Annotated in this window: 23 protein-coding genes and 1 riboswitch; of the genes, 15 read left to right on the plus strand and 8 right to left on the minus strand. The window is 47.2% G+C overall.

Annotated features, from left to right (window positions below):
• Nucleotides 1–2: 2 nt before the first annotated feature.
• Both P3X63_RS06750 and P3X63_RS06755 read right to left on the minus strand, forming a co-directional pair.
• Nucleotides 3–725: a response regulator gene (locus P3X63_RS06750; protein WP_026586414.1), complete on the minus strand. Its 723-nt coding sequence runs from the start codon at nucleotides 723–725 to the stop codon at nucleotides 3–5.
• Nucleotides 722–2344 carry an ATP-binding protein gene (locus P3X63_RS06755; RefSeq protein WP_026586415.1) on the minus strand — a complete coding sequence of 541 codons (1623 nt, stop codon included), beginning with the start codon at nucleotides 2342–2344 and terminating at the stop codon, nucleotides 722–724. Before P3X63_RS06755 ends, P3X63_RS06750 begins: the two co-directional genes overlap by 4 nt.
• A 117-nt stretch (nucleotides 2345–2461) precedes the next feature.
• Here P3X63_RS06755 and P3X63_RS06760 point away from each other — a divergent pair, with 117 nt between their 5' ends.
• Nucleotides 2462–3610 carry a competence protein CoiA family protein gene (locus P3X63_RS06760; protein ID WP_026586416.1) on the plus strand — a complete coding sequence of 383 codons (1149 nt, stop codon included), beginning with the start codon at nucleotides 2462–2464 and terminating at the stop codon, nucleotides 3608–3610.
• 214 nt (nucleotides 3611–3824) lie between these two features.
• Nucleotides 3825–5651, plus strand: a complete 1827-nt coding sequence (gene pepF, locus P3X63_RS06765; protein ID WP_306292036.1) for an oligoendopeptidase F — start codon at nucleotides 3825–3827, stop codon at nucleotides 5649–5651.
• A 45-nt stretch (nucleotides 5652–5696) separates the two neighbouring features.
• Here pepF and P3X63_RS06770 read toward each other — a convergent pair whose 3' ends face one another.
• The 5 genes from P3X63_RS06770 to P3X63_RS06790 all read right to left on the minus strand — a co-directional run bounded on the left by P3X63_RS06770 (nucleotide 5697) and on the right by P3X63_RS06790 (nucleotide 9081).
• On the minus strand, nucleotides 5697–5864 hold the full coding sequence (locus P3X63_RS06770) for a hypothetical protein (RefSeq protein ID WP_026586418.1): 168 nt from the start codon (nucleotides 5862–5864) through the stop codon (nucleotides 5697–5699).
• A 411-nt stretch (nucleotides 5865–6275) separates the two neighbouring features.
• Nucleotides 6276–7178, minus strand: a complete 903-nt coding sequence (spxH, locus tag P3X63_RS06775; RefSeq protein ID WP_077737037.1) for a protease adaptor protein SpxH — start codon at nucleotides 7176–7178, stop codon at nucleotides 6276–6278.
• Nucleotides 7175–7573 carry a globin domain-containing protein gene (locus P3X63_RS06780; protein ID WP_026586420.1) on the minus strand — a complete coding sequence of 133 codons (399 nt, stop codon included), beginning with the start codon at nucleotides 7571–7573 and terminating at the stop codon, nucleotides 7175–7177. Before P3X63_RS06780 ends, spxH begins: the two co-directional genes overlap by 4 nt.
• A gap of 288 nt (nucleotides 7574–7861) precedes the next feature.
• Nucleotides 7862–8494, minus strand: a complete 633-nt coding sequence (locus P3X63_RS06785; RefSeq protein ID WP_026586421.1) for a lytic transglycosylase domain-containing protein — start codon at nucleotides 8492–8494, stop codon at nucleotides 7862–7864.
• Nucleotides 8491–9081: a CYTH domain-containing protein gene (locus P3X63_RS06790; protein WP_026586422.1), complete on the minus strand. Its 591-nt coding sequence runs from the start codon at nucleotides 9079–9081 to the stop codon at nucleotides 8491–8493. The genes P3X63_RS06785 and P3X63_RS06790 overlap by 4 nt, the downstream gene beginning before the upstream one ends.
• A gap of 123 nt (nucleotides 9082–9204) precedes the next feature.
• Here P3X63_RS06790 and P3X63_RS06795 point away from each other — a divergent pair, with 123 nt between their 5' ends.
• The 4 genes from P3X63_RS06795 to P3X63_RS06810 are packed head-to-tail and all read left to right on the plus strand — an operon-like array spanning nucleotide 9205 to nucleotide 11959.
• Nucleotides 9205–9570 carry a UPF0738 family protein gene (locus P3X63_RS06795; RefSeq protein WP_026586423.1) on the plus strand — a complete coding sequence of 122 codons (366 nt, stop codon included), beginning with the start codon at nucleotides 9205–9207 and terminating at the stop codon, nucleotides 9568–9570.
• A 31-nt stretch (nucleotides 9571–9601) separates the two neighbouring features.
• A complete protein-coding gene (yjbM, locus tag P3X63_RS06800; RefSeq protein ID WP_026586424.1) occupies nucleotides 9602–10237 on the plus strand; it encodes a GTP diphosphokinase in 636 nt (211 codons plus the stop codon).
• Between the two features lie 18 nt (nucleotides 10238–10255).
• Nucleotides 10256–11056, plus strand: coding sequence for an NAD kinase (locus P3X63_RS06805; protein WP_277692636.1), 801 nt, complete (start codon nucleotides 10256–10258; stop codon nucleotides 11054–11056).
• Between the two features lie 27 nt (nucleotides 11057–11083).
• Nucleotides 11084–11959, plus strand: a complete 876-nt coding sequence (locus P3X63_RS06810; protein ID WP_410206954.1) for an RluA family pseudouridine synthase — start codon at nucleotides 11084–11086, stop codon at nucleotides 11957–11959.
• Nucleotides 11960–11973: 14 nt separating this feature from the next.
• Here P3X63_RS06810 and prpE read toward each other — a convergent pair whose 3' ends face one another.
• Nucleotides 11974–12714 (minus strand): bis(5'-nucleosyl)-tetraphosphatase PrpE, encoded by a 741-nt coding sequence (prpE, locus tag P3X63_RS06815; RefSeq protein ID WP_277692638.1) that lies wholly within the window; start codon nucleotides 12712–12714, stop codon nucleotides 11974–11976.
• A gap of 326 nt (nucleotides 12715–13040) precedes the next feature.
• Here prpE and P3X63_RS06820 point away from each other — a divergent pair, with 326 nt between their 5' ends.
• The 9 genes from P3X63_RS06820 (at nucleotide 13041) to fabI (ending at nucleotide 21260) form a co-directional block, all read left to right on the plus strand.
• Nucleotides 13041–14885 carry a monovalent cation:proton antiporter family protein gene (locus P3X63_RS06820; RefSeq protein WP_026586429.1) on the plus strand — a complete coding sequence of 615 codons (1845 nt, stop codon included), beginning with the start codon at nucleotides 13041–13043 and terminating at the stop codon, nucleotides 14883–14885.
• A gap of 58 nt (nucleotides 14886–14943) precedes the next feature.
• Nucleotides 14944–15052, plus strand: a riboswitch (TPP riboswitch).
• A gap of 85 nt (nucleotides 15053–15137) precedes the next feature.
• A complete protein-coding gene (gene tenA, locus P3X63_RS06825; protein WP_277692639.1) occupies nucleotides 15138–15839 on the plus strand; it encodes a thiaminase II in 702 nt (233 codons plus the stop codon).
• Nucleotides 15814–16431, plus strand: coding sequence for a thiazole tautomerase TenI (gene tenI / locus P3X63_RS06830; protein ID WP_026586431.1), 618 nt, complete (start codon nucleotides 15814–15816; stop codon nucleotides 16429–16431). Before tenA ends, tenI begins: the two co-directional genes overlap by 26 nt.
• Nucleotides 16415–17524, plus strand: coding sequence for a glycine oxidase ThiO (thiO, locus tag P3X63_RS06835; protein WP_277692640.1), 1110 nt, complete (start codon nucleotides 16415–16417; stop codon nucleotides 17522–17524). The genes tenI and thiO overlap by 17 nt, the downstream gene beginning before the upstream one ends.
• Complete coding sequence (gene thiS / locus P3X63_RS06840) at nucleotides 17521–17724, plus strand: sulfur carrier protein ThiS (RefSeq protein WP_026586433.1); 204 nt, start codon at nucleotides 17521–17523, stop codon at nucleotides 17722–17724. Before thiO ends, thiS begins: the two co-directional genes overlap by 4 nt.
• A 2-nt stretch (nucleotides 17725–17726) precedes the next feature.
• Nucleotides 17727–18494 (plus strand): thiazole synthase, encoded by a 768-nt coding sequence (locus P3X63_RS06845; protein ID WP_026586434.1) that lies wholly within the window; start codon nucleotides 17727–17729, stop codon nucleotides 18492–18494.
• On the plus strand, nucleotides 18491–19501 hold the full coding sequence (locus tag P3X63_RS06850; protein ID WP_277692641.1) for a ThiF family adenylyltransferase: 1011 nt from the start codon (nucleotides 18491–18493) through the stop codon (nucleotides 19499–19501). Before P3X63_RS06845 ends, P3X63_RS06850 begins: the two co-directional genes overlap by 4 nt.
• A gap of 23 nt (nucleotides 19502–19524) precedes the next feature.
• Entirely contained in the window at nucleotides 19525–20334 is an 810-nt protein-coding gene (gene thiD / locus P3X63_RS06855; protein WP_026586436.1) for a bifunctional hydroxymethylpyrimidine kinase/phosphomethylpyrimidine kinase, read from the plus strand.
• 149 nt (nucleotides 20335–20483) lie between these two features.
• Nucleotides 20484–21260, plus strand: a complete 777-nt coding sequence (fabI, locus tag P3X63_RS06860) for an enoyl-ACP reductase FabI (RefSeq protein ID WP_026586437.1) — start codon at nucleotides 20484–20486, stop codon at nucleotides 21258–21260.
• Nucleotides 21261–21299: the final 39 nt, after the last annotated feature.

Consider the following 21299-nt stretch of genomic DNA (forward strand, 5'->3'; position numbering starts at 1 on the left):
CGCTACGCTTCCGGACTTTCATTTGCTTTAACAGGCTTGTATCTGCGTTCAGGGCGTCCGACAGTTCCGTAGTAAAGTTCTGTTTTGACATGCTTTTCAGATGCTAAAAATTCCAAATAGCGCCTTGCGGTCGTTCTGCTGATACCAATTGTCCGGCCGAGATTTTCAGCCGTGACACCGTCGGCATTGTCGCTGCTCTGCAACACATCGGCGACTTTTTTTAATGTCAGTCCATCAATGCCCTTCGGGTAGGTATCTTCCGCTGTCCGCTTTTCTTTCATCATGCTCTTTCTTTTCGCCATCAATGTGTCGACATCCGTCTGGTCAATCGATGACAGCGTATTCACTTTCAATCGGTATGAACGGTAGTTTAAAAGCGTTTCTTTCAATCTGGAAAACATGATCGGCTTAATCAAATAATCAACCGCACCGGCGCGGATCGCCTGTTCAACATATTCCACTTCCTTGGCCGCTGTAATCATCATGACATCGGTGCGTCTCAGCTTCTGTCTGATCAGCCATAAAAGCTCCATCCCGGAGCCATCCGGCAAAAAAATATCGAGCAGGACAAGGTCGGGTTTTACGACCGGAAGCAAATCTTTGGCGTCTTGAAAATTTTCGGCGATGCCGACGACGGAAAACCCTTCAATTTTGCTGATCAGCTTTTGATGAATATCAGCGTTTTTGATATCATCTTCAACAATAAAAACTTGCAGTGCTTTCATCTTTCTACCCCCAGCACTTCTCTTTTTTTTGGAATCACGACAGTAAACAATGCTCCGCCAAGCTCGCTTTTGCCCGCTTTAATTTCTCCGTTTAATGCATTGACAGCTTCCTTTACTAAAAAGAGCCCGAGACCGCGGTGAGTTGCAGATTTTGTCGAATAAAATTTTTGAAAAATCCGCTCTGTGTCTGCATCGGGAATTCCGTCTCCCGAATCTTCGACTTCGATCAGGATATGATCCCCTCCATCAGATAAAAACACGAGGATATTCCGCTCTTTCTTTTGAGAGACGGCGTCAAATGCGTTCTCAATGAGATTCCCCAGGATCGTAATGAATTTACCCTGATCCATGTCCGGCGGCAATGCGTCTATTTTTGAGCTCTCATCGATTTCCAAGTTGATGTGGAGCTCTTTGGCGCGATTGATTTTACCGAGTAAGAGACCTGAAAGAAGCGGGTCAGGTATGGAATGAATCAAAAAGTGCAGCATATCCTGATGGCTTTTGTTTTCTTTTTGGATTAATTCAAGCGCTTCAGTATAGCTTTCAAGCTGGATCAGGCCGGCGATCGTATTGAGCTTGTTTGAATATTCGTGGGTCTGCGCTCTCAGCCCTTCCGCGTATTGCGATGTCTGCGCCAGTTTTTTCGAAAGTTCGTCGATATCCGTCTTTCTCCTGAAGCTCGCAACAGCGCCGCGGATGCTTTCCTTTTCAAAAATCGGCACCCTGTTGACGATCAGCTCTTCGTTTCCGATCGTTAATTCCTGGTCTTTTTGGGCTTTTTTCGTTTTCAAGACTTCCGGAAGGAGCGTGTCCGGCAGAAGCTCGGCAATCGGCCTGCCCAGCCATTGGTCTTCACTTTCTGCGCCGAGCAGTTCACAGGCTTTTTTATTCAAAAGGGTGATTTCTTCATGTTTGTTGATGGCGATCAATGCTTCGTGCACAGATTCGGTAATCGCTTGTTTTTCCGTATATAATTGATTAATTTCATATGGTTCAAGGCCGAAAATCGATTTTTTTACATTGCGGGAAATATAGACGGCTCCCGAAACCCCCATCAGCACAACAAATCCCAATAAAAATATGAGTTTCGTCTGATATTGATAAACGATATCCTGGATGTTTTCTTTTAAAAAACCGACCGAGATGATGCCGACGATTTCTCCATTTTCCGTGCGGATCGGCGCTTTTCCCCTGACGGCTGCTCCGAGTGTGCCGACGGCTTCGGAAACGTATGATTCGCCTTTTTTAAGGGCTCGTTGATTGTCCCCGCCGACCATCCGCTTGCCGATTTTTTCCGGATCGGGATGAGCATAGCGGATCGAATCGACCGAGCCGATGACCACATATTGGGCACCGGACTGTTTTCTCGCTTTTTCTGCAATCGGCTGCAGCGTCTCTGAAGGATCGGGCGTTTCAAAGGCTTCCCGTACGGATGGCATTTGGGAGAGCGTTTTCGCCATATCGAGCGCTCTGGCCTCAATTTGCGTTTTTAAAGAATTTTCTAAAATCAATAGATAAAGTCCGCTCATGACAGAAAGCAAGATGAACAGCAATGATAGAATGAGCAATGTCAGTTTTGTGGTCAGTTTCTTTTTTATATCAAAAACTCCTTTTCCCATCTATTTCGTGCTCTATAATACTACTTTATATAAAATCAGCTTAAATTTGAAGCGTTTTCAGAAAAAGGGGAGACCGTACATCTGTTGAATACTAAATAAAGAAAGGAGAGAGAAGAAGTGTTCAGCGCACAAAACAATGAAGGGCGGCTGATTTGTCTTGCCGACGGATACAGCGCAGATGAACTCAACCGCTTGAGAAAAAAACACGCTTTTTATTGTCCGGTCTGCCATCATGAGCTCGATCTCAAAATCGGCGTTCAAAAGGTGCATCACTTTGCCCATAAGCCGGATTCAACATGTCCTGTTTCACATGAGCCGGAAAGCCTCTATCATCTGCAAGGGAAAAGGCTCCTGTACAAATGGTTCAGTCGGCAAGGGCTCAATCCGGTGCTGGAACCTTATTTGGATCAGATCAGACAGAGGCCGGATTTGCTTGTAAGCTCTGCGGACAGCCGGTTAGCCGTTGAGTTTCAATGTGCGAATCTCAGCAAGGCGGAGCATCGAAAAAGGACGGACGGCTTCCTGAAACTCGGGATTGAGCCGCTCTGGATCATCGGTGCAAACCGCGTGAAGCGCTTGACGGGCAGTTTTTTTCAGCTTTCACATTTTCATTGGCAGTTCAGCGGGACCGGCAGAAAGCTCCCGAGGCTTTTGTTTTTTTGCCCCGATCAAAAGGCTTTTCTTGTCCTTGAGCATTTAATCCCGTTTTTGAAAAACAAAATATCCGCAACGGTAAGGTTTCTCCCTCTCAAGCAAACAACGATCGGTGATTTGCGTTCCGCTGTCAGGCCTTCCCCTTATCAGCTTCATTCCTGGAAGAGGAATCTCCTCAAATTTCGCACGACATCCCGGCGCTTTTTATCAAAAGATGAAAAAGACATAGCTGCATTGTTTTACGAAAAATTTCGCGTTCCGCTTCCTTTTTTTCCGTCTGAAGTTTTTCTTCCCTTATCAAAGGGCTATATATTTGCCCATCCGGTTTATGTATGGCAAGGCCACCTTTATCTGCATCTTGTGAAGCAGTCTTCCTTCCGCCTGAATTCAGCCGTTTCTTTCATGAACAAACTCATTTCAAGCGGCAAACTGAAGTTGAGGTGGAACGGACGGGAGACGGCGTCAGGAGCCGTGAGTGAATACATTTGTCTCCTTTGTGAAAAAGGATTTTTAAAGAAAGAGAAAGAAGTTTATTATCCCGCCTGTTTGCCTGTTGCAAAAACACGGCTTTCGGAGCTTTTCAAGAGTGACGAATGGTATTTTTCCGAATGACAACCATGCCTTTCGTTCAATCTAAGGAAAGGAAGGTGGTGTCTTTAGCCTGTTTCAGATCAAAAGATATGTATTTTGTTGTTTAGTCGCGGTGTCAAGCATGATTTTTTTGGCAAATGATTTGACAAAAGACGGTGAAAAAACAGAAGATAAACACAATACAAGTTTATTGCGCAACAATGGACTTGGAGTAAAGAAAGCGAGGGGAATTACAGTGGCTGAAGAAAAACAAGCGAAGAAACTGCCTCAAAGAGATGAGGTAAAGCAAGAAGACACGTGGAGACTCGAGGACATCTTCCCGACCGATGACGCTTGGAATGAGGAATTTCAAGCGGTGAAAGAGCTGCTGCCTAAGCTCTCCGAATTCAAGGGCAAGCTCGGCCATTCAGCCGATGATCTGTATGAAGCGCTGACGTTTCAGGATCAGGTGATGGAAAGGCTCGGCAAGCTGTATACTTACGCACATATGCGCTATGATCAAGATACGGGAAATTCGTTTTATCAAGGCCTTAATGATAAAGCGGGCAACCTTTATACACAGGCGGCCAGCGCCACAGCCTATATGGTGCCGGAAATTCTGTCGATTCAAGAGGAAAAGCTGCAGCAGTTCCTTTTAGAAAAAGAGGAATTAAAGCTTTATTCCCATGCGCTCGAAGAAATTAACAAAGAGCGCCCGCATGTGCTGAGTGAGAAGGAAGAAGGGCTTTTGGCCGAGGTTTCAGATGTCCTCTCTTCACCGTCAAATACATTCGGAATGCTGAACAACGCCGATATGGAATTCCCGGAGATTACGGATGAAAACGGGGAAAAACAGCAGCTGACACACGGTAATTATATTACCTTTTTAGAGAGTGACAACCGTGATGTCCGACGCGCTGCCTTCAAGGCGGTGTACGAGACGTACGGACGCTTTAAAAACACGCTTGCTTCAACGCTCAGCGGAGCGGTGAAAAAAGACAATTTTTATGCGAAAGTTAAACATTATAAATCGGCGAGGGAAGCGGCGCTGTCGCGCAACAGCATCCCGGAGGAAGTCTATGATAACCTTGTCGAAACGATCAATAAACATCTGCCTCTCCTGCATCGATACGTCGAGCTCAGAAAAAAAGTGCTTGAACTTGATGAGGTGCACATGTATGACCTGTATACTCCGCTTGTGAAAGATGCCGGTATGAAGGTCACATATGAACAGGCAAAAGATTATATGCTGAAGGGTCTCGCACCTTTGGGAGAAGACTATACATCGATTCTGAAAGAAGGCTTAAACAACCGCTGGGTCGATGTGTATGAAAATAAAGGGAAGCGAAGCGGCGCCTATTCTTCCGGAACATATGGAACCAATCCGTATATTTTGCTGAACTGGCACGACAACGTCAACAACCTCTTTACACTCGTTCATGAATTCGGCCATTCAGTGCACAGCTATTATACGAGAAAATATCAGCCGTATCCGTACGGCAACTACAGCATTTTCGTGGCTGAAGTGGCTTCAACGACAAATGAAGCCCTTTTGGGAGAATATTTGTTGAATACACTTGAGGATGAGAAGCAGCGGCTTTATATTTTAAACCACATGCTTGAAGGATTTAAAGGAACGGTGTTCAGACAGACGATGTTTGCCGAATTTGAGCATGAGATCCATGTCAGGGCCCAGGAAGGGGAGCCGCTGACTCCTGAGCTGTTGACGAGCATCTATTATGATTTGAACAAAAAGTACTTTGGAGATCATATTGAGCTCGACAAGGAAATCGGCCTTGAATGGTCAAGAATTCCGCATTTCTATTACAATTACTATGTATACCAATATGCGACAGGCTTCAGTGCAGCCCAGGCTTTAAGCCAGCAAATATTAAAAGAGGGCAAACCAGCAGTTGACCGCTATATCGAATTTTTAAAAGCGGGCAGCTCGGATTATCCGATTGAAGTGCTGAAAAAAGCGGGCGTTGATATGACGTCGTCACAACCGATTGAAGCCGCATGCAAAACGTTTGAAAAACAGCTCGATGAAATGGAAGAGCTGCTGCTTAAGCTTAATCCATAATATGAAAGCCTGCCGGTGCTGCCTTTTGCCGGCGGCTTTTTCGCGTTAAAATCCTTTAAATGTTTTTCTGTGGTTGAAGCGGCTGATCGTAAAAAGGATGGATACAAACAGCAGGGGGGATGTGATATAAAGCGGAAGCATCTGCATCAAGCCTAAAATATTTAATATAAAAAAAACCAATATTGATGCAAGTCCCAAAACAATTTGCAGCATAAAAACCCTCCTATGGACTGATAAAATGTTAAAATCAAAAAAAGCGTAAAGGCGGAGCGGAAAATCTGTGAATCGCCGGGGCTTTAGGCTTCCTGCACCTTGTGAAGCACAGGTGTTTTCTTTCCTACTTTCATCATATGATGGACATCTATTTTTTATGTTTTGTGACAAAAATGTGAAAAGTAATAAAATCAGTTGTCAAAAGTCGACATGATTTGATATTATAATGATGTGAAATTGATCACAAACAAACATTTACCCCTTTGTTTGACCGTGAAAAATTTCTCCCATCCCCTTTGTTGTCGTTAAGACATAATAGAAACCGCGCTTATCCCGGCGCGGTTTCTTACTGTTTTTAAAAAGAACATATGTTTGGTATTTTAGAAAAAGAAAAACACGGGGAATCCCGTGTCATTTTTCACACTGATAGAGCGGCCCGGCATCGTCGTTTTCGTTTACATAGCGCCAAAACATGCCGTGTTTGGCTTCGACCCTTTCGACCTTTCGCGCGAAAGCAAGCTTTTTCATTTCGCGTTCGACCTCCTCAAGGGACCAATCATACACGACAGCAATTTCTTTGTCCGCCACAAATTGAAAGTATTCAACAAACAATTCGAGCGGCGGCGTCTGCGACGGCTTCGGTTCATCGCCGAGCATTTCAAACAGCACTTCTTCATATACATCATATGAATAATTTCCGGTTACTTTTAACCCCTCCGCTTCGCGGAGGCTGTTAAAATAGGTAAGCGTCGGAACGGATTCGACTTCCATTTCGGCAGCGATTTTCATATCGCATTGCAGGGCTTTAACAGCGCTTTGTGAATGAAGGTCTTTTTTAAATTCTTCCACATCAAGCCGTGTGTTTTCCGCAATATGAAACAGCACTTCTTCATCGGTAATATCTTGCTGATTGAGAAACAAGTTTTCCTGCATGCTTCGCAAAAACTGAAGCCCGGCTTTTCTGCCTTGCAGCTCCGCGGCTTTGAGGGCAAGGGAGGCAAGGTATGGAGCGGAAAGCGCATTGTCATACCAAAGCGTACCGTCGCAGGACATTCCCGACCTGCAGGCGATTTTTTCCCAAGTCTCTGCGAGACGGTGTTTCTTTCGCTTTTGGACATTTAACGCCGTAATGCTGCAGGCGGTAATCATGCGCAATGTGAAAAAACGGCCGTAGCGGATCTTTAATTTTTTGATCACAGGCTCCAAAGCCCAGCATTCCGGAGATAGCGGATCGACAAACATATAAATTTCCATCGGCTTTTGCGGGTGTCCGTGGCAATGGGAGAAAAACTGGTCACGCTGATTAACCGTCAATGTGAACCATCCTCCATTTTAGGCTGGTTTACCATGTGTCTGGCTGTCAATGTCAGCCTTTCAAAAAGAAATTCCCTGATTTCGCCATTCAAACCGACATGATCCATTGCCTCTTTCATACAGGAAAGCCACGCATCCGCCCGTTCAGGTGTGATCGGAAACGGAAGGTGCCGAGCCCTCAGCATCGGGTGTCCGTGTTCTTCTGTGTAAAGCGGCGGGCCTCCCAAATATTGCGTTAAAAATTGCTTCTGTTTTCTCGCCGTTTCCGTCAAGTCATCCGGGAAAATCGGCGAGAGCAGCGGATGCCGTCCCACCCGCTCATAAAAAGTATCAACAAGTTGCGATAGAAGTTCTTCTCCAATCGCTTCATAAGGTGCGTTAAACGATTGTCCCATGTTGACTACTCCTTTTAAAATGGCTAATAGGAAAAAATAACGATTCCCATTGCAAAAAAATATTTATCTTGTGCATCATTTATTATTTCAAGATTGTATATACTTATTTTAGCAACCCCGTTCCATTTCTACAAATAAACCGACTTTTAGCCCGCGGAATGGAATCGCTTGTTTTGTATGAAATATCATATCATATTCGTTTATTAAATGTGTATTTTTTATACTTGGAGGATTCATTTGGAGGTTTTTTTTATGGGCGGCAAAAAGCCGGAAAGAAATCTTTCCGGCTCAGGCGTAGTAATTCGCGGTGATTTTTTTTACATAATTTTGCGTTTCTTTAAAAGGCGGAATCCCTCCGTACTTTTGAACGTTTCCAGGTCCGGCATTATACGCAGCCAAGGCGAGGTTGACATTCCCGCTGTATTTATCAAGCATCTGCTTTAGATATTTTGTCCCGCCTTCAATATTTTGAACGGGGTCAAAAGCATTGCTGACACCGAGCGATTTTGCCGTCGACGGCATGAGCTGCATCAGCCCCATGGCTCCGGACGGGCTGACCGCCTGCTGCCGGTAGCCAGACTCCTGTTTGACGACAGCGTGAATCAGCTTTTCATCCACACCGTATTTTTCAGCGGCTTGTTTGATGATCTCGTCAATTTTTTGATTTTGGTCGCCAAAAGAAACGGTTTTTTGAGCGGTGGATGATGCGGCGGCAACAGGCGCGGTTTTTTCCGCCGGAAGGGACCCGGATGCCGTCTGAACGGCTGGAAGTGTTCCCTGCGAGAGGCTGCCTGTATTCGCTAAATATTGATTTAAAATCGAGCTGAAGTCAAAATCCGTATCTTCGGAAGTGCTGCCTGACGTTTGATAAAACGAGCGAATCGCCTGAAGTTCCAGAAGGGCGGCTAGATTGATGTTCATTGTTTTTCCACCTTATTTATCCTTTCTCGTTTTTGCTCATAAAAACGGACGATTTTATTTTTGGTATGTCGCTCAGGGATGCCGAATGATTGTAAAAGTGCTTTGAAATCATGCTTTCCCTTTTCATAATCAGCGACTTCGAATTCCAGTTCGTAGTCCTCTACTGTTAAGTATCGGCTGCGATCCAAAACTATTAACCCCTGCGGCAGTTTTTTTTCGGCGCGGTCTGTTGCAAGCGTACCGAAGTATGCGAGGCTTCCTGGTGCAACACCGAGGCCCTTCAGACGGTCGGAGACGGGACCGTCCGGGATTTGAAATGATTCTGGGTCAGGCTTAAAGGACAGCTGCTGGTGGGTTTCCGTCAACCCGACGGGAGCGGGCTCTTTTAATGTCAGCACATGCCGGCCTTGTTTTTCGCGAATTCTCAGAGCCGCTCCTTTTTCTTTTAATGAAAAAGACGGCGTATCGAAATAATGGTTTTTTTGTGTGAAAAACTCTCCGGCAGAAAATTGATAATGTGATTTTATTTGTTCAAATTCTTTTTTTGTCAGCATATTTTTAAATTCTATTTCGAGTTCCTGACTCATTTTCTACTCCTCTCAATTGTTTGAAATGACATTTCTCTTATTATCTCGTGAGAGGGAACGTTTATCAATCTTGATTCTGATATGATAAAATGAAACTGTACTTTTTATGTAAAGGAGAGCATTATGCAGAATAGAATTGAAATTGCTGAAGCGAATCTGCAAAATGACCGGCTCGTCCTGATAAGCGAGATCAATGACGGAGCGGAGCGAAAACCGGCCGGACGGATGCTGGCGGACTCCGATCATTTTGCATTTGTTTACATACTTGAACAAGGTGAATCTTTCCAATACGTCATTTTAAACGAGGCGATCTGGTCCGAACTTAAATCGGCTCTTGATAAAAAGCTTCCGGTGTTTTTAAAGATCGGAAACGAGAGCATGGAGCTTAGCGGGTTCCATGACGAGCTCGCGTATTTAATAGACAATATTAAAGGTAATGCAAATTATGGCGAAGAAATGGAAGAGAGAGTGAAAAAGGTATTCCTCTAGAAAAAAAGGCAAGGAAATTGGGGGAAGGTTTATGGATGAAAAACAATGGGAGCAGTTTTTAGCGCCGTACCGGCAGGCAGTTGAAGAGCTGAAAGTGAAGCTTAAAGGGATGAGAGGCCTTTATGAATATGAGGAAGAACATTCACCGATTGAGTTTGTGACCGGACGGGTAAAGCCTGTTCCGAGCATTTTGGAAAAAGCCAAGCGGAAAAACATTCCGTTACATAATATTGAGAGCATGCAGGATATCGCCGGGCTCAGAATCATGTGCCAGTTTTTTGAGGATATTCACATCGTCGTGGAGATGCTCCTGGCGAGAAAAGACTTTACGGTTGTGGATAAGCGCGATTATATCGCGGAACATAAAGAGAGCGGCTACCGCTCCTACCACTTGGTGGTGCTGTATCCTTTGCAGACGACAAACGGAGAAAAACAGATTCTCGTTGAAATCCAAATCCGCACGCTGGCGATGAATTTTTGGGCGACGATTGAACACTCTTTAAACTATAAGTACAGCGGCAACATTCCGGAAAAAGTGAAACTGAGGCTTCAGAGAGCTTCTGAAGCGGCTTCAAGGCTTGACAGAGAAATGTCTGAGATCAGGGGCGAAATTCAGGAAGCCCAGGCGGCTTTCTCGCGGAAGAAAAAGGACGAGGATGACCGTTAGGGGAAAGGAGATCGACTGATGAAATTTGCAGTATCATCGAAAGGAAATCCGGTTTCAGATTCATTAAAAAGCAAAATTCAGACATATCTGCTTGACTTCGGCCTTGAGTGCGATGAAGAAGAGCCGGATATCGTCATTTCCGTCGGCGGCGACGGAACGCTTTTGTACGCGTTTCACAAATACGGCGGACGCCTCGATAAAACGGCGTTTGTCGGAGTCCATACAGGACATCTCGGCTTTTATGCGGACTGGGTTCCCGATGAAATTGAAAAGCTGGTGATCGCGATTGCCAAAACGCCGTTTCAAATCGTCGAGTATCCGATTTTGGAAGTGATCGTCCGCTACAATGACGGCAGTGATGAAGCCCGGTATTTGGCACTTAATGAATGTACGATCAAAAGCATTGAAGGAACGCTGGTCACAGATGTCGAGATTAAGGGTGAGCTTTTTGAAACGTTCCGCGGCGACGGACTCTGCCTTTCAACTCCGTCTGGAAGCACGGCGTATAACAAGGCGCTCGGCGGGGCGATTATTCACCCGTCCATCAGAGCCATACAGCTTGCCGAAATGGCGTCTATCAACAACCGCGTCTTTCGGACGGTCGGTTCGCCGCTCATTTTGCCTGAACACCACACATGTTTGATCAAACCGATCAATGATGTCACATTTCAGGTGGCAATCGATCATTTAACATTGCTTCATAAAGACGTGAAGTCGATTCAATGCCGCGTCGCGAAAGAAAATGTCAGATTCGCCCGCTTCCGGCCGTTTCCGTTTTGGAAGAGGGTGCAGGATTCCTTCATCGGCAAGGGTGAGTAGGGAAGGGTTGCTGTGAACGATTTTTCAATGAACCAAAGGATAACAGAAAAAGAGCATGGCATGCTTCTGAAAGAATATGTGCAAAGCCTGGGCATTTCAAAGCGGATGCTAACGGACATCAAATTCGGGGGCGGCGACCTGCTGGTAAACGGAGAGCATGTGACAGTCAGGCATGTTCTGCAAAAAGGGGACGAGCTGCTCATCCAATTTCCGCCGGAAAGCGTGAGCGAATCATTGCTGCCCGAGAAAATACCGCTCGATATTTTATTTGAAGATGATCATGTTCTCGTCTTGAATAAACAGCCCTGTCTCTCGTCCATTCCGTCGCGGGAGCACCCGGGCGGAAGCCTTGCCAACGGGCTCATTCATTATTATCAAAAGACCGGGTGCCAGGCGACCGTGCACCTGGTCAACAGGCTTGACCGCGATACATCGGGGGTGATGCTTGTCGCCAAGCACCGGTTTGCCCATTCGCTTTTATCAGGAATGCAAAAACAGGGTCTTGTCAAAAGGAGGTACCGCGCAGTCGTCCATGGACTGCTCCGCGATGATTGCGGCACGATCGACGCCCCGATCGGCCGAAAAGCGTCAAGCATTATTGAGCGCGCTGTGCTCCCTGACGGACAAAAAGCGGTGACCCGCTTTCGGGTGAACAGCCGCCTCGGCCGGATCACGGACGTTTCGCTCAAGCTGGAAACCGGACGAACCCATCAAATCCGCGTCCACATGAGCCATATCGGACACCCGCTATGCGGGGATACACTTTATGGCGGAAGCCGGGAGTTGATCAACAGACAGGCGCTCCATAGCGAAGCGCTGACGTTTATCCACCCGCTGACAACCAAAGAGCTGACATTTCAGGCACCGGTTCCGAACGACATCGGACAGTTATTGGAGAGCTAAAACAGCTCTCTTTTTTATGGATTCATGCGAAATCGCGATTCGTCATACGGCATTGAGGACGTTACGGATACCGTCTTTAACTCAGGAAACCTGAAGGCGGTAAGCATGTTGCCGAAGACACACCCCGTATCAATATTGATCGTATGATGAAGCGTCCTCGGGCTTTTGACTGGTGTATGGCCGTACACAACCCACGGTTTTCCCCGGTAATGAGCCGCCCAGTCCCGTCTGACAGGCCTTCCGTCAGGCATCGTTTCCCCCGTAATATCTCCGTAGAGCACAAATTGCTTGACCTTTCCAACTGGTTTTTTTCCAATGTCTTCGGCTTTGATGCCCGCATGGGCGACGACAAGTTCGCCGTTATGAAGGATCTCATAGAGCGGAGCGCGTTCATAAAGGCGCATGAATTGCTCTTTGACCTGTTTTTGTTTATTTTGGGGCAGCTGTTTGTATTCGGCAGCCGTTGTTTCAAGTCCGTGCATCAGCTTTACCGGATTACCTTTGAAAAAGCGGTAAAGCTTGTTGCAGTGATTGCCCGGCACATACCGAACGGCTCCTTCTTCAAAGGCCCGGGCCACAAATTCGACCACTTCAATGGATTTGGGCACTCTGTCCGTCAAATCTCCAAGAAAGACGATCGTTCTGTTATCCGGGTGGACGGGCAGGCCTGCTTGAAAGGAGTAGCCGAGCTTTTCAATCAGTGCGATCATCTCGTCGTAGCATCCGTGAATATCACCGATCACATCATATTTCATCTGTTTTTCACTTCCTGTTTTTAGTCTTACCCCGAGCTGAAAGCGGTTCATTTTCTATGCTTATCATGGCCCGAAGCCGTTTGTTCATGAGCAGTGTTTATTGGAAATCATCCTTTTTTTGGGCGGCGAAAATTTTTAATGGAGAAAATCAGGCAAATCACTTTTTTTTCTGGGCGAGCCTTGTTAAAATCGGTTCTTACACATGTGATCAAAGTGAAGCCTGGTCATCTTTTCTCACATAACATTTCAAAAATATGGATCTTTTTTGCCTTGAAAAAGGGCAAGATAAACATACCCGGAAACCGGTTTTTAGGAGGTACCAGTTTATGGAGCACACTTCTGTTTCATCATTAGTTGTTGTACTCATATTTGCATTTTTAACGCCCATCCTGCTGCACCGCTTTAGGCTCAGTATACCTGTTGTTGTTGCGGAAATCATTATGGGGCTTATTATCGGCAAGAGCGGCTTCAACCTTGTTGCAGAACATGATGCATGGTTGGAAACACTGTCGATGCTCGGATTTATTTTTCTCATGTTTTTAAGCGGTCTTGAAATTGATTTTTCCGCTTTTGAAAAAGGAAAGAAAAAATTGCTTCTCCCAAACGGAAAAGCAGCTCCCAATACATTTACGACGGCTGCCTTTATCTTTGTCGGAATATTTATTTTGTCGCTCGGCTTGTCATACAGCTTTGTACTGGCCGGATTTATTGATAACGCCTTTTTAATGACGCTGATCATTTCAACGATTTCTCTCGGCGTCGTCGTCCCGACTTTGAAGGAAGAGCGTCTCATGAAGACGAATATCGGCCAGATTATTTTGCTTGTGGCGGTGATTGCCGATCTTGCGACGATGATTTTGTTGGCGGTATTTGCATCGATCTATGGTGAAGAAAACAGCAACATGTGGCTGTTGATTATATTGTTTGGCGCAGGCGTCGTCCTCTACCTTTTCGGAAGGGTCTTTCAAAAGCGCTCTTTCGTAGAAGTGATGTCAAAAGGGACGATTCAAATCGGCACAAGGGCGATTTTTACTTTGATTATCGTACTGGTCGCCCTTTCGGAATCGCTCGGCGCGGAAAATATTCTCGGCGCATTTTTAGCTGGGGTGCTCGTGTCGCTGCTTTCACCGAACAAAGAGCTCGTCCAGCAGCTTGATTCATTCGGCTATGGCTTTTTAATCCCGATCTTTTTTGTGATGACCGGTGTCAAGCTTGATATTTGGTCGCTTTTTGGAAACCCGAAAATTTTAGTGATGATTCCGCTGCTCTTTGTAGCATTACTCATCAGCAAGGTGATTCCCGCATTGGTTTTGAAAAAATGGTATGACACGAAAACCGTGCTGGCTTCAGGTTTTCTTTTGACATCGACACTGTCTCTTGTCATTGCAGCGACGACGATCGGCGAACGCATCGGCGTGATCGATGCGCAAATGTCCGGCGCGCTGATTTTGGTGGCTGTGATCACATGCATCATTACACCGACCGGCTTTAAAAAGCTGATGCCGAAAGCGGAAAACGAAATAGAGAAAAAGACGATCACTTTTATCGGCGCCAATCAAATGACGCTTCCGGTCACACTTGAACTGTCTCCTGAAGAATATAACGTCAGGATTCTCCATGTTCATCAGGAAAAGAAAGAAGAGAAGCTGGCCGATTCCGTCTTTGATGTGGAAGTGCTGCCTGATTATGAATATGACACATTAAAATCGTTTGCCGTTTTTGAAACAGACATTCTTGTCGTGGCGACGGGAAATGAAGAGCGAAACACGGGAATTGCGCTTTACGCGAAGGAGCAAAAGGTGGAAAGAATTATCGCCAGCGCAGATTCGCCGCAGGCGGAAAGCGAATTGAAAGAAAAAGGGATCGACACATTCTCGATTCTCTTGTCAACGAAAACATTGCTCCGTGCCCTTATTGAAGCGCCGGGGGTTATGAAGCTCCTGACCAATCAGGATGCATCTTTATATCAGATCAATATGAACAATGACCGGTTTGACGGCGTACTGTTAAGGGAGTTTCCTTTTACAGGAGATGTCATTTTTGTGCGGATCTTCCGGGGCGTCGACAGCCTTGTGCCCCACGGGGATACAAGACTGAAGATGGGCGACAGGCTGATCGCCACCGGTTCGCGCGAATATATCGCAGAATTGAAAAAAACGCTTGAAGACTGATGCTTGACCATTTTCTATTTCGTGATAAGATTAAAGTATAACTGAATGAAAAAGAAATGTTTTCCACTAGGGGAGTCCTTGATAAGGGCTGAGATAAAAGTGTGACTTTTAGACCCTCATAACCTGAACAGGTTCAAACCTGCGTAGGGAAGTGGCAAGGTATTTGACGATGTCTATATGCAAATTCCAAACCACTTTTCCTGCGGGGAAAGTGGTTTTTTCATTTTTCAGGAATGAAGGAGGAGCCTTGAAATGAAATTTTCAGAAGAATGCCGAAAAAGCGCTGCCGAATGGTGGGAAGGCAGCTTTGTCCACCCGTTTATCAAAGGAATCGGAGACGGCACACTTCCGGTTGATCGATTTAAATACTATGTCATGCAGGATTCCTACTATTTGACACACTTTGCCAAAGTCCAATCCTTTGGAGCGGCATATGCTCAAGATTTGTATACGACAAGCCGGATGGCTGACCACGCGAAAGGCACATATGAAGCCGAGATGTCGCTCCATAGAAAATTTACTGATCTTTTGGGGATTACAGAAGAAGAAATCAACGCGTTTCAGCCGTCGCCTACGGCATATGCCTATACGAGCCACATGTACCGTTCCGTCATGAGCGGTAATTTTGCGGAAATTCTCGCCGCATTGCTTCCGTGCTATTGGCTTTACTACGAGGTCGGCGAAACGCTGAAAACGTGCAAACCTGACAATGCCGTGTATCAGGAATGGATCGCGACATACGGAGGAGGCTGGTTTAAAAAATCTGTAACGGAACAGATCAACCGCTTCGATGAACTGGCTGAAGACGCTGATGAGAAAACCCGCGAGAAGATGAAGGAGAACTTCGTCATCTCCAGCTTTTACGAATACCGGTTCTGGGATATGGCCTATCAAAAAGAAAGCTGGTCACAAAGCGGGGTGGATCAGGTTGCAGCTTCACGCGATCACCGATAACAGGCATTCTGTGGAGGAATTGGCGGCAAAAATTATTTCCATCAAGAATGCTGCTGACTTTATCCACATTCGCGAGAGATCAAAGCATACAGGCGACATATCTGATTTAATCAGCAGGCTGCTCATCGGCGGCGTGGATAAACAAAAGCTCGTCATCAATGACAGGGTGGATGTCGCGTTGTTCCACAATATCCATCGTGTTCAGCTGCCGTCGCACGGCTTTTCTGTCAAGTGTGTGAGAGATCGTTTTCCGCATCTGAAAATCGGCAAATCTGTTCACTCGGTTCAAGAGGCGGTTCAGGCTGAAAAAGAAGGGGCCGATTACGTGCTGTTCGGCCATATTTTTGCGACAGACAGCAAAAAAGGCCGGACAGGAAGAGGAACCGCGAGCCTCGCTGATGTGAAGGCGGCCGTTCGCATTCCGGTTATCGCAATCGGCGGGATCACCGCAAAAACGCTTCCTGACGTGCAGAAGGCTGATCCTGACGGGATCGCGGTCATGTCGGGGATCTTTTCGAGCGACAGCCCGCATGCGGCAGCCGCACGGCTTTCCTCGATCATGAAGGGAGATTCATATGAAAAAGCGCTATGACACAATCGTGGTCGGAGGAGGCATCATCGGCGCTTCGATTGCTTATCATCTTGCAAAAGCAGGGATCAAAACGGCTGTTTTTGAAAGCGGTCAAATCGGACAAAAAGCGACAGGTGCGGCGGCGGGCATGCTCGGCGCCCATGCCGAATGCGATAAACCCGGGACATTCTTTGAATTTGCCAGAGCGAGCCAACAGGCATACAAACGCCTCACCGCTGAATTAAAACAGACCAGCGGGATTGACATCAAAAGACATAACGGCGGAATTTTAAAGCTCGCCTTTTCTGAAAGCGATCGAGAGCGCCTTGTGAAGATGGGAGAACTGGATTCTGCCGAATGGCTGAGCGCGGAAGAGGTGTATGAGAAAGAGCCTTATGCGGGAAAAGGAATACTCGGCGCCAATTTTATTCAAGACGATGTTCATGTCGAACCCGTTTCCGTTTGCCGGGCATTTGCCAAAGGAGCGAGAATGGCGGGCGCCGATATCTTTGAATTTGCCCCTGTCATATCGATCGAGCCCGGGTCTGGCGCGCACGTGGTCACGACGGCGGCGGGCAAGGCGGAAGCGGAGCATGTCGTGATCGCAAGCGGTGTGTGGAGCGGTGTTTTCTTCAAACAGCTCGGCTTAAATAAAAGATTTTACCCTGTCAAAGGTGAGTGTCTGTCCGTTTGGAATGACGGGATCCCTTTAACAAGGACACTGTATCATGACCACTGCTACATCGTCCCCCGCCATAGCGGGAAGCTTGTCATCGGCGCCACGATGAAACCGGGGGATTGGAGTGAACAGCCTGAGCTCGGCGGAATCGAAGCCGTCATCAAAAAGGCGAAAACGATGCTGCCCGAGATCGAAAACATGAAAATTGACCAATGCTGGGCCGGTCTCAGACCGGAAACCGAAGACGGTAATCCATACATTGGCAGGCATCCGGAAAACACACGGATTTTATTTGCGGCCGGGCATTTCAGAAACGGCATTCTTTTGGCGCCAGCAACAGGCGAGATGATCACCAATATGATACTGGACCGACCTGTTGATCAAACGTGGCAAGAAGCGTTTAAAGCGGACAGAAAGGAGGCTGTTGGCGGATGAACATTCAGCTCAATGGACGGCAGGTAGAGTGGAAGGATGACGGGGGGACGATTTACGATCTGCTCGCATCCTATCAGCTGGAAAACCGGGTTGTCGTCGTCGAAAGAAACAGAGAAATTATCGGAAAAGACCAATATCGCAAAGTCGAATTGGAAGAACACGATGTCATCGAAATCGTTCATTTTGTCGGAGGGGGATAAACATGTTAAAAATCGCGGATCGAGAATTTCAATCAAGGCTATTGCTCGGAACGGGAAAATACCCGTCGTTTGAGGTCCAAAAAGAGGCCGTGAGTGTATCAGAGTCTGAGATTTTAACCTTTGCAGTGAGGAGGATGAATATTTTTGAAGAGTCGCAGCCTAACTTTTTGGAACAGCTTGATTTAAGCCGCTATACGCTGCTTCCGAATACGGCCGGCGCGAAAACGGCCGAAGAAGCGGTGCGGATTGCCAAGCTTGCCAAAGCGAGCGGCCTTTGCGACATGATCAAAGTGGAAGTCATCGGCTGCGACCGTTCGCTTTTACCTGATCCTGTCGAAACGCTGAAAGCTTCCGAAACTTTACTGGAAGAAGGTTTTATCGTCCTGCCGTATACATCGGATGATGTCGTGCTGGCGAAAAAACTGGAGGAGCTTGGCGTCCATGCGATTATGCCGGGGGCCTCCCCGATCGGTTCAGGACAGGGGATCATCAATCCGCTCAACCTGTCGTTCATCATCGAGCAGGCTCAAGTTCCAGTCATTGTCGATGCCGGAATCGGTTCTCCGAAAGATGCCGCATATGCGATGGAGCTCGGTGCTGACGGGGTGCTATTGAATACCGCTGTCAGCGGTGCAAAGGATCCTGTGAAAATGGCGCATGCGATGAAGCTTGCCGTTGAAGCGGGACGGCTCGGTTATCTTGCCGGAAGAATTCCGGAAAAAAACTACGGCATTGCCTCAAGTCCTGAAGAAGGGAAGTTGACGATTTGACCGGCAGATATTCGAGGCAGGAGCTGTTCCGACCGATCGGGCCGGACGGCCAGAAAAAACTGCAGGACGCCCATGTGCTTCTGATCGGGGCAGGGGCTTTGGGGGCGGCGAGTGCTGAGATGCTTGTAAGAGCCGGGATCGGCTCGCTGACGATTGCTGACAGGGATTATGTGGAATGGAGCAATCTTCAGCGTCAGCAGCTCTATACAGAAGAGGATGTCGCTCTCCATCTGCCCAAGGCGGCTGCTGCTGAAAAAAGGCTGCGTCTCGTCAACAGCTCCGTCCGCATCAAAGGAATCGTCACGGACGTAACCGCCGAGAAAGTAATCAGCCTCGCTGAAGGCGCTTCTTTGATCATTGATGCGACGGACAATTTTGAAACCCGGCTGATCGTAAACGATGCAGCCGTCAAATTGGGCGTTCCTTTTCTCTACGGGGCATGTGTGGCAAGCTATGGCATTACCTACACCGTTATCCCCGGCAGAACGCCTTGTCTTCATTGCCTTTTGGGGCATCTGCCGGACGGCTTCCTGACATGTGACACAGCAGGCGTCATCAGTCCGATCGTCCAGCAGGTAGCCGCCTTCCAGGTCATAGATGCTCTTAAGCTTTTGACAGGACATCAGGCGGGCGGGGTGCTCCGCTCATTTGATATATGGACAAACGAAAGATCCGAAGTTCGGGCCGATGCCCTTAAAAATCAGGCGTGCCCGACTTGCGGGACCCGGGATTTCCCGTTTTTGTCCGCGGAAAACGAAACAAAAGCCGCCGTGCTCTGCGGCCGGGAAACGGTTCAAATCAGACCGGCGGGCGGCCGGGTGCCTGAATTAAAAGAACTGGCTGTGAAATTGAAACAAGCAGGTTTGGATGTGACAGGGAATCCTTATCTTGTATCCTGCAGGCTAAAAGAGTTTAAATTCGTCATTTTCCGTGACGGCCGCGCTTTTATTCACGGAACAAACGATGTCAACAAAGCGAAAACGATATACCACAGGTGGATTGGCTAAACACCGAAGGGAGCAGAGACATGATGAGCATATATAAAGCATTGACGATCGCCGGATCTGACTCAGGCGGAGGAGCGGGTATCCAAGCCGACCTCAAAACCTTTCAGGAGCTAAAAGTTTTCGGGATGACCGCTTTGACGGCGATTACCGCACAGAACACAACAGGGGTGCACGGTGTTTATCCGCTTTCTCCAGAAGCGCTGGCAAAGCAGATTGAAGCCGTCGCCGAAGATTTAAGACCGGATGCTGTGAAGACGGGAATGCTCTGGAGCGCGGAGATGATTGAAGTCATTGCTGAAAACATCACGAGATACGACTTGGGAAACGTCATCGTCGACCCCGTCATGATTGCCAAAGGAGGAGCTTCATTATTAAATGATGAAGCCGTGGAGACATTGAAGCGGCGCCTTCTGCCGCTGGCTTATGCGGCAACCCCGAACATTCCGGAAGCGGAAGTGCTGACCGGAAGAAGCATCAAAACGATGGATGATCGCAAAAAAGCGGCGGAGGAATTGCATAAAATGGGGGTCCGTTACCCGATTATTAAAGGCGGGCATCAGCCGGAAAACCAAAAAGTGACCGATCTCCTCTTTGACGGAGAAAGCTTCATTGAACATATCAATCCTTATATTGAGACGAAAAACACTCATGGAACAGGCTGCACGTTTGCCGCTGCTCTAACGGCGCAAACGGCGAAGGGGTGTGAGATACATGAAGCTTTTCAAGTCGCGGAAGAATTCGTTCACGAAGCGGTTGCAAACAGCCTGGATATCGGAGCCGGCCACGGGCCGACCAATCATTTTGCCTATCAAAAGAGGGGCGCGAGACTGTAGCTAACAAAGAAGAATCGGAAAACGGCAGCGTGTTTTTTACGGAACGCCTGCTGTTTTTTTCGGAAATTGTCAGACTGCTATCAATTGTGATACTATATATTATGATCAGGTACTAATAAAATGTTAATCATTAGGAGGATTTAATACATATGAATTTATCTCTTGAAGGTCGCAATATTGTCGTCATGGGAGTTGCCAATAAACGAAGCATCGCATGGGGGATTGCCCGCTCGCTTCACAATGCCGGCGCCAGATTGATTTTTACGTATGCCGGAGATCGCCTTGAAAAATCGGTCAGGGAGCTGGCAGATTCCTTGGAGCGCAATGATTCGCTTGTTCTGCCATGCGATGTCACAAACGATCAGGAAATTGAAGAATGCTTTGCCAAAATCAAAGAGGAAGTTCAAGTCATTCACGGCATTGCCCACTGCATCGCGTTCGCCAACAAAGAAGAGCTGACAGGAGAATATTTGAATACGACCCGCGACGGTTTTCTCCTTGCACACAACATCAGTTCATATTCACTGACAGCGGTCGCCAAAGCGGCCCGCGGCATCATGACAGAAGGCGGAAGCATTGTCACGCTGACATACCTCGGCGGAGAGCGCGTCGTTTCAAACTACAATGTCATGGGTGTTGCGAAAGCTTCGCTTGATGCAAGCGTCAAATATTTGGCGAGCGATCTCGGAAAAGACGGAATCCGCGTCAACAGCATTTCCGCGGGTCCTATCCGGACATTGTCAGCCAAAGGAATCAGCGACTTCAACTCCATCTTAAAAGAGATTGAAGAGCGCGCACCGCTTCGCCGCACGACGACACCGGAAGAAGTCGGCGACACGGCCGCTTTCCTGTTCAGCGACCTTTCGCGCGGCATGACCGGCGAAAACCTGCATGTGGATTCCGGCTATCATATTATTGCCCGATAAAATAAGGGCTGAAAAAGCAATCCTAAACAGGATTGCTTT

The sequence above is a fragment of the Bacillus sp. HSf4 genome, from assembly GCF_029537375.1.
Lineage (GTDB): Bacteria > Bacillota > Bacilli > Bacillales > Bacillaceae > Bacillus > Bacillus sonorensis_A.

What these genes read in the sequence shown, in the direction of transcription:
- P3X63_RS06845 (WP_026586434.1), top strand. Translation starts at nt 17,727, where the DNA reads ATGTTAAAAATCGCGGATCGAGAATTTCAATCAAGGCTATTGCTCGGA.
- P3X63_RS06790 (WP_026586422.1), bottom strand. Translation starts at nt 9,081, where the DNA reads ATGAGTCAGGAACTCGAAATAGAATTTAAAAATATGCTGACAAAAAAA.
- P3X63_RS06805 (WP_277692636.1), top strand. Translation starts at nt 10,256, where the DNA reads ATGAAATTTGCAGTATCATCGAAAGGAAATCCGGTTTCAGATTCATTA.
- P3X63_RS06810 (WP_410206954.1), top strand. Translation starts at nt 11,084, where the DNA reads ATGAACCAAAGGATAACAGAAAAAGAGCATGGCATGCTTCTGAAAGAA.
- thiS (WP_026586433.1), top strand. Translation starts at nt 17,521, where the DNA reads ATGAACATTCAGCTCAATGGACGGCAGGTAGAGTGGAAGGATGACGGG.
- fabI (WP_026586437.1), top strand. Translation starts at nt 20,484, where the DNA reads ATGAATTTATCTCTTGAAGGTCGCAATATTGTCGTCATGGGAGTTGCC.
- thiO (WP_277692640.1), top strand. Translation starts at nt 16,415, where the DNA reads ATGAAAAAGCGCTATGACACAATCGTGGTCGGAGGAGGCATCATCGGC.
- yjbM (WP_026586424.1), top strand. Translation starts at nt 9,602, where the DNA reads ATGGATGAAAAACAATGGGAGCAGTTTTTAGCGCCGTACCGGCAGGCA.
- P3X63_RS06750 (WP_026586414.1), bottom strand. Translation starts at nt 725, where the DNA reads ATGAAAGCACTGCAAGTTTTTATTGTTGAAGATGATATCAAAAACGCT.
- P3X63_RS06785 (WP_026586421.1), bottom strand. Translation starts at nt 8,494, where the DNA reads ATGAACATCAATCTAGCCGCCCTTCTGGAACTTCAGGCGATTCGCTCG.
- P3X63_RS06770 (WP_026586418.1), bottom strand. Translation starts at nt 5,864, where the DNA reads ATGCTGCAAATTGTTTTGGGACTTGCATCAATATTGGTTTTTTTTATA.
- P3X63_RS06755 (WP_026586415.1), bottom strand. Translation starts at nt 2,344, where the DNA reads ATGGGAAAAGGAGTTTTTGATATAAAAAAGAAACTGACCACAAAACTG.
- P3X63_RS06780 (WP_026586420.1), bottom strand. Translation starts at nt 7,573, where the DNA reads ATGGGACAATCGTTTAACGCACCTTATGAAGCGATTGGAGAAGAACTT.
- thiD (WP_026586436.1), top strand. Translation starts at nt 19,525, where the DNA reads ATGAGCATATATAAAGCATTGACGATCGCCGGATCTGACTCAGGCGGA.
- P3X63_RS06820 (WP_026586429.1), top strand. Translation starts at nt 13,041, where the DNA reads ATGGAGCACACTTCTGTTTCATCATTAGTTGTTGTACTCATATTTGCA.
- P3X63_RS06795 (WP_026586423.1), top strand. Translation starts at nt 9,205, where the DNA reads ATGCAGAATAGAATTGAAATTGCTGAAGCGAATCTGCAAAATGACCGG.
- prpE (WP_277692638.1), bottom strand. Translation starts at nt 12,714, where the DNA reads ATGAAATATGATGTGATCGGTGATATTCACGGATGCTACGACGAGATG.
- tenA (WP_277692639.1), top strand. Translation starts at nt 15,138, where the DNA reads ATGAAATTTTCAGAAGAATGCCGAAAAAGCGCTGCCGAATGGTGGGAA.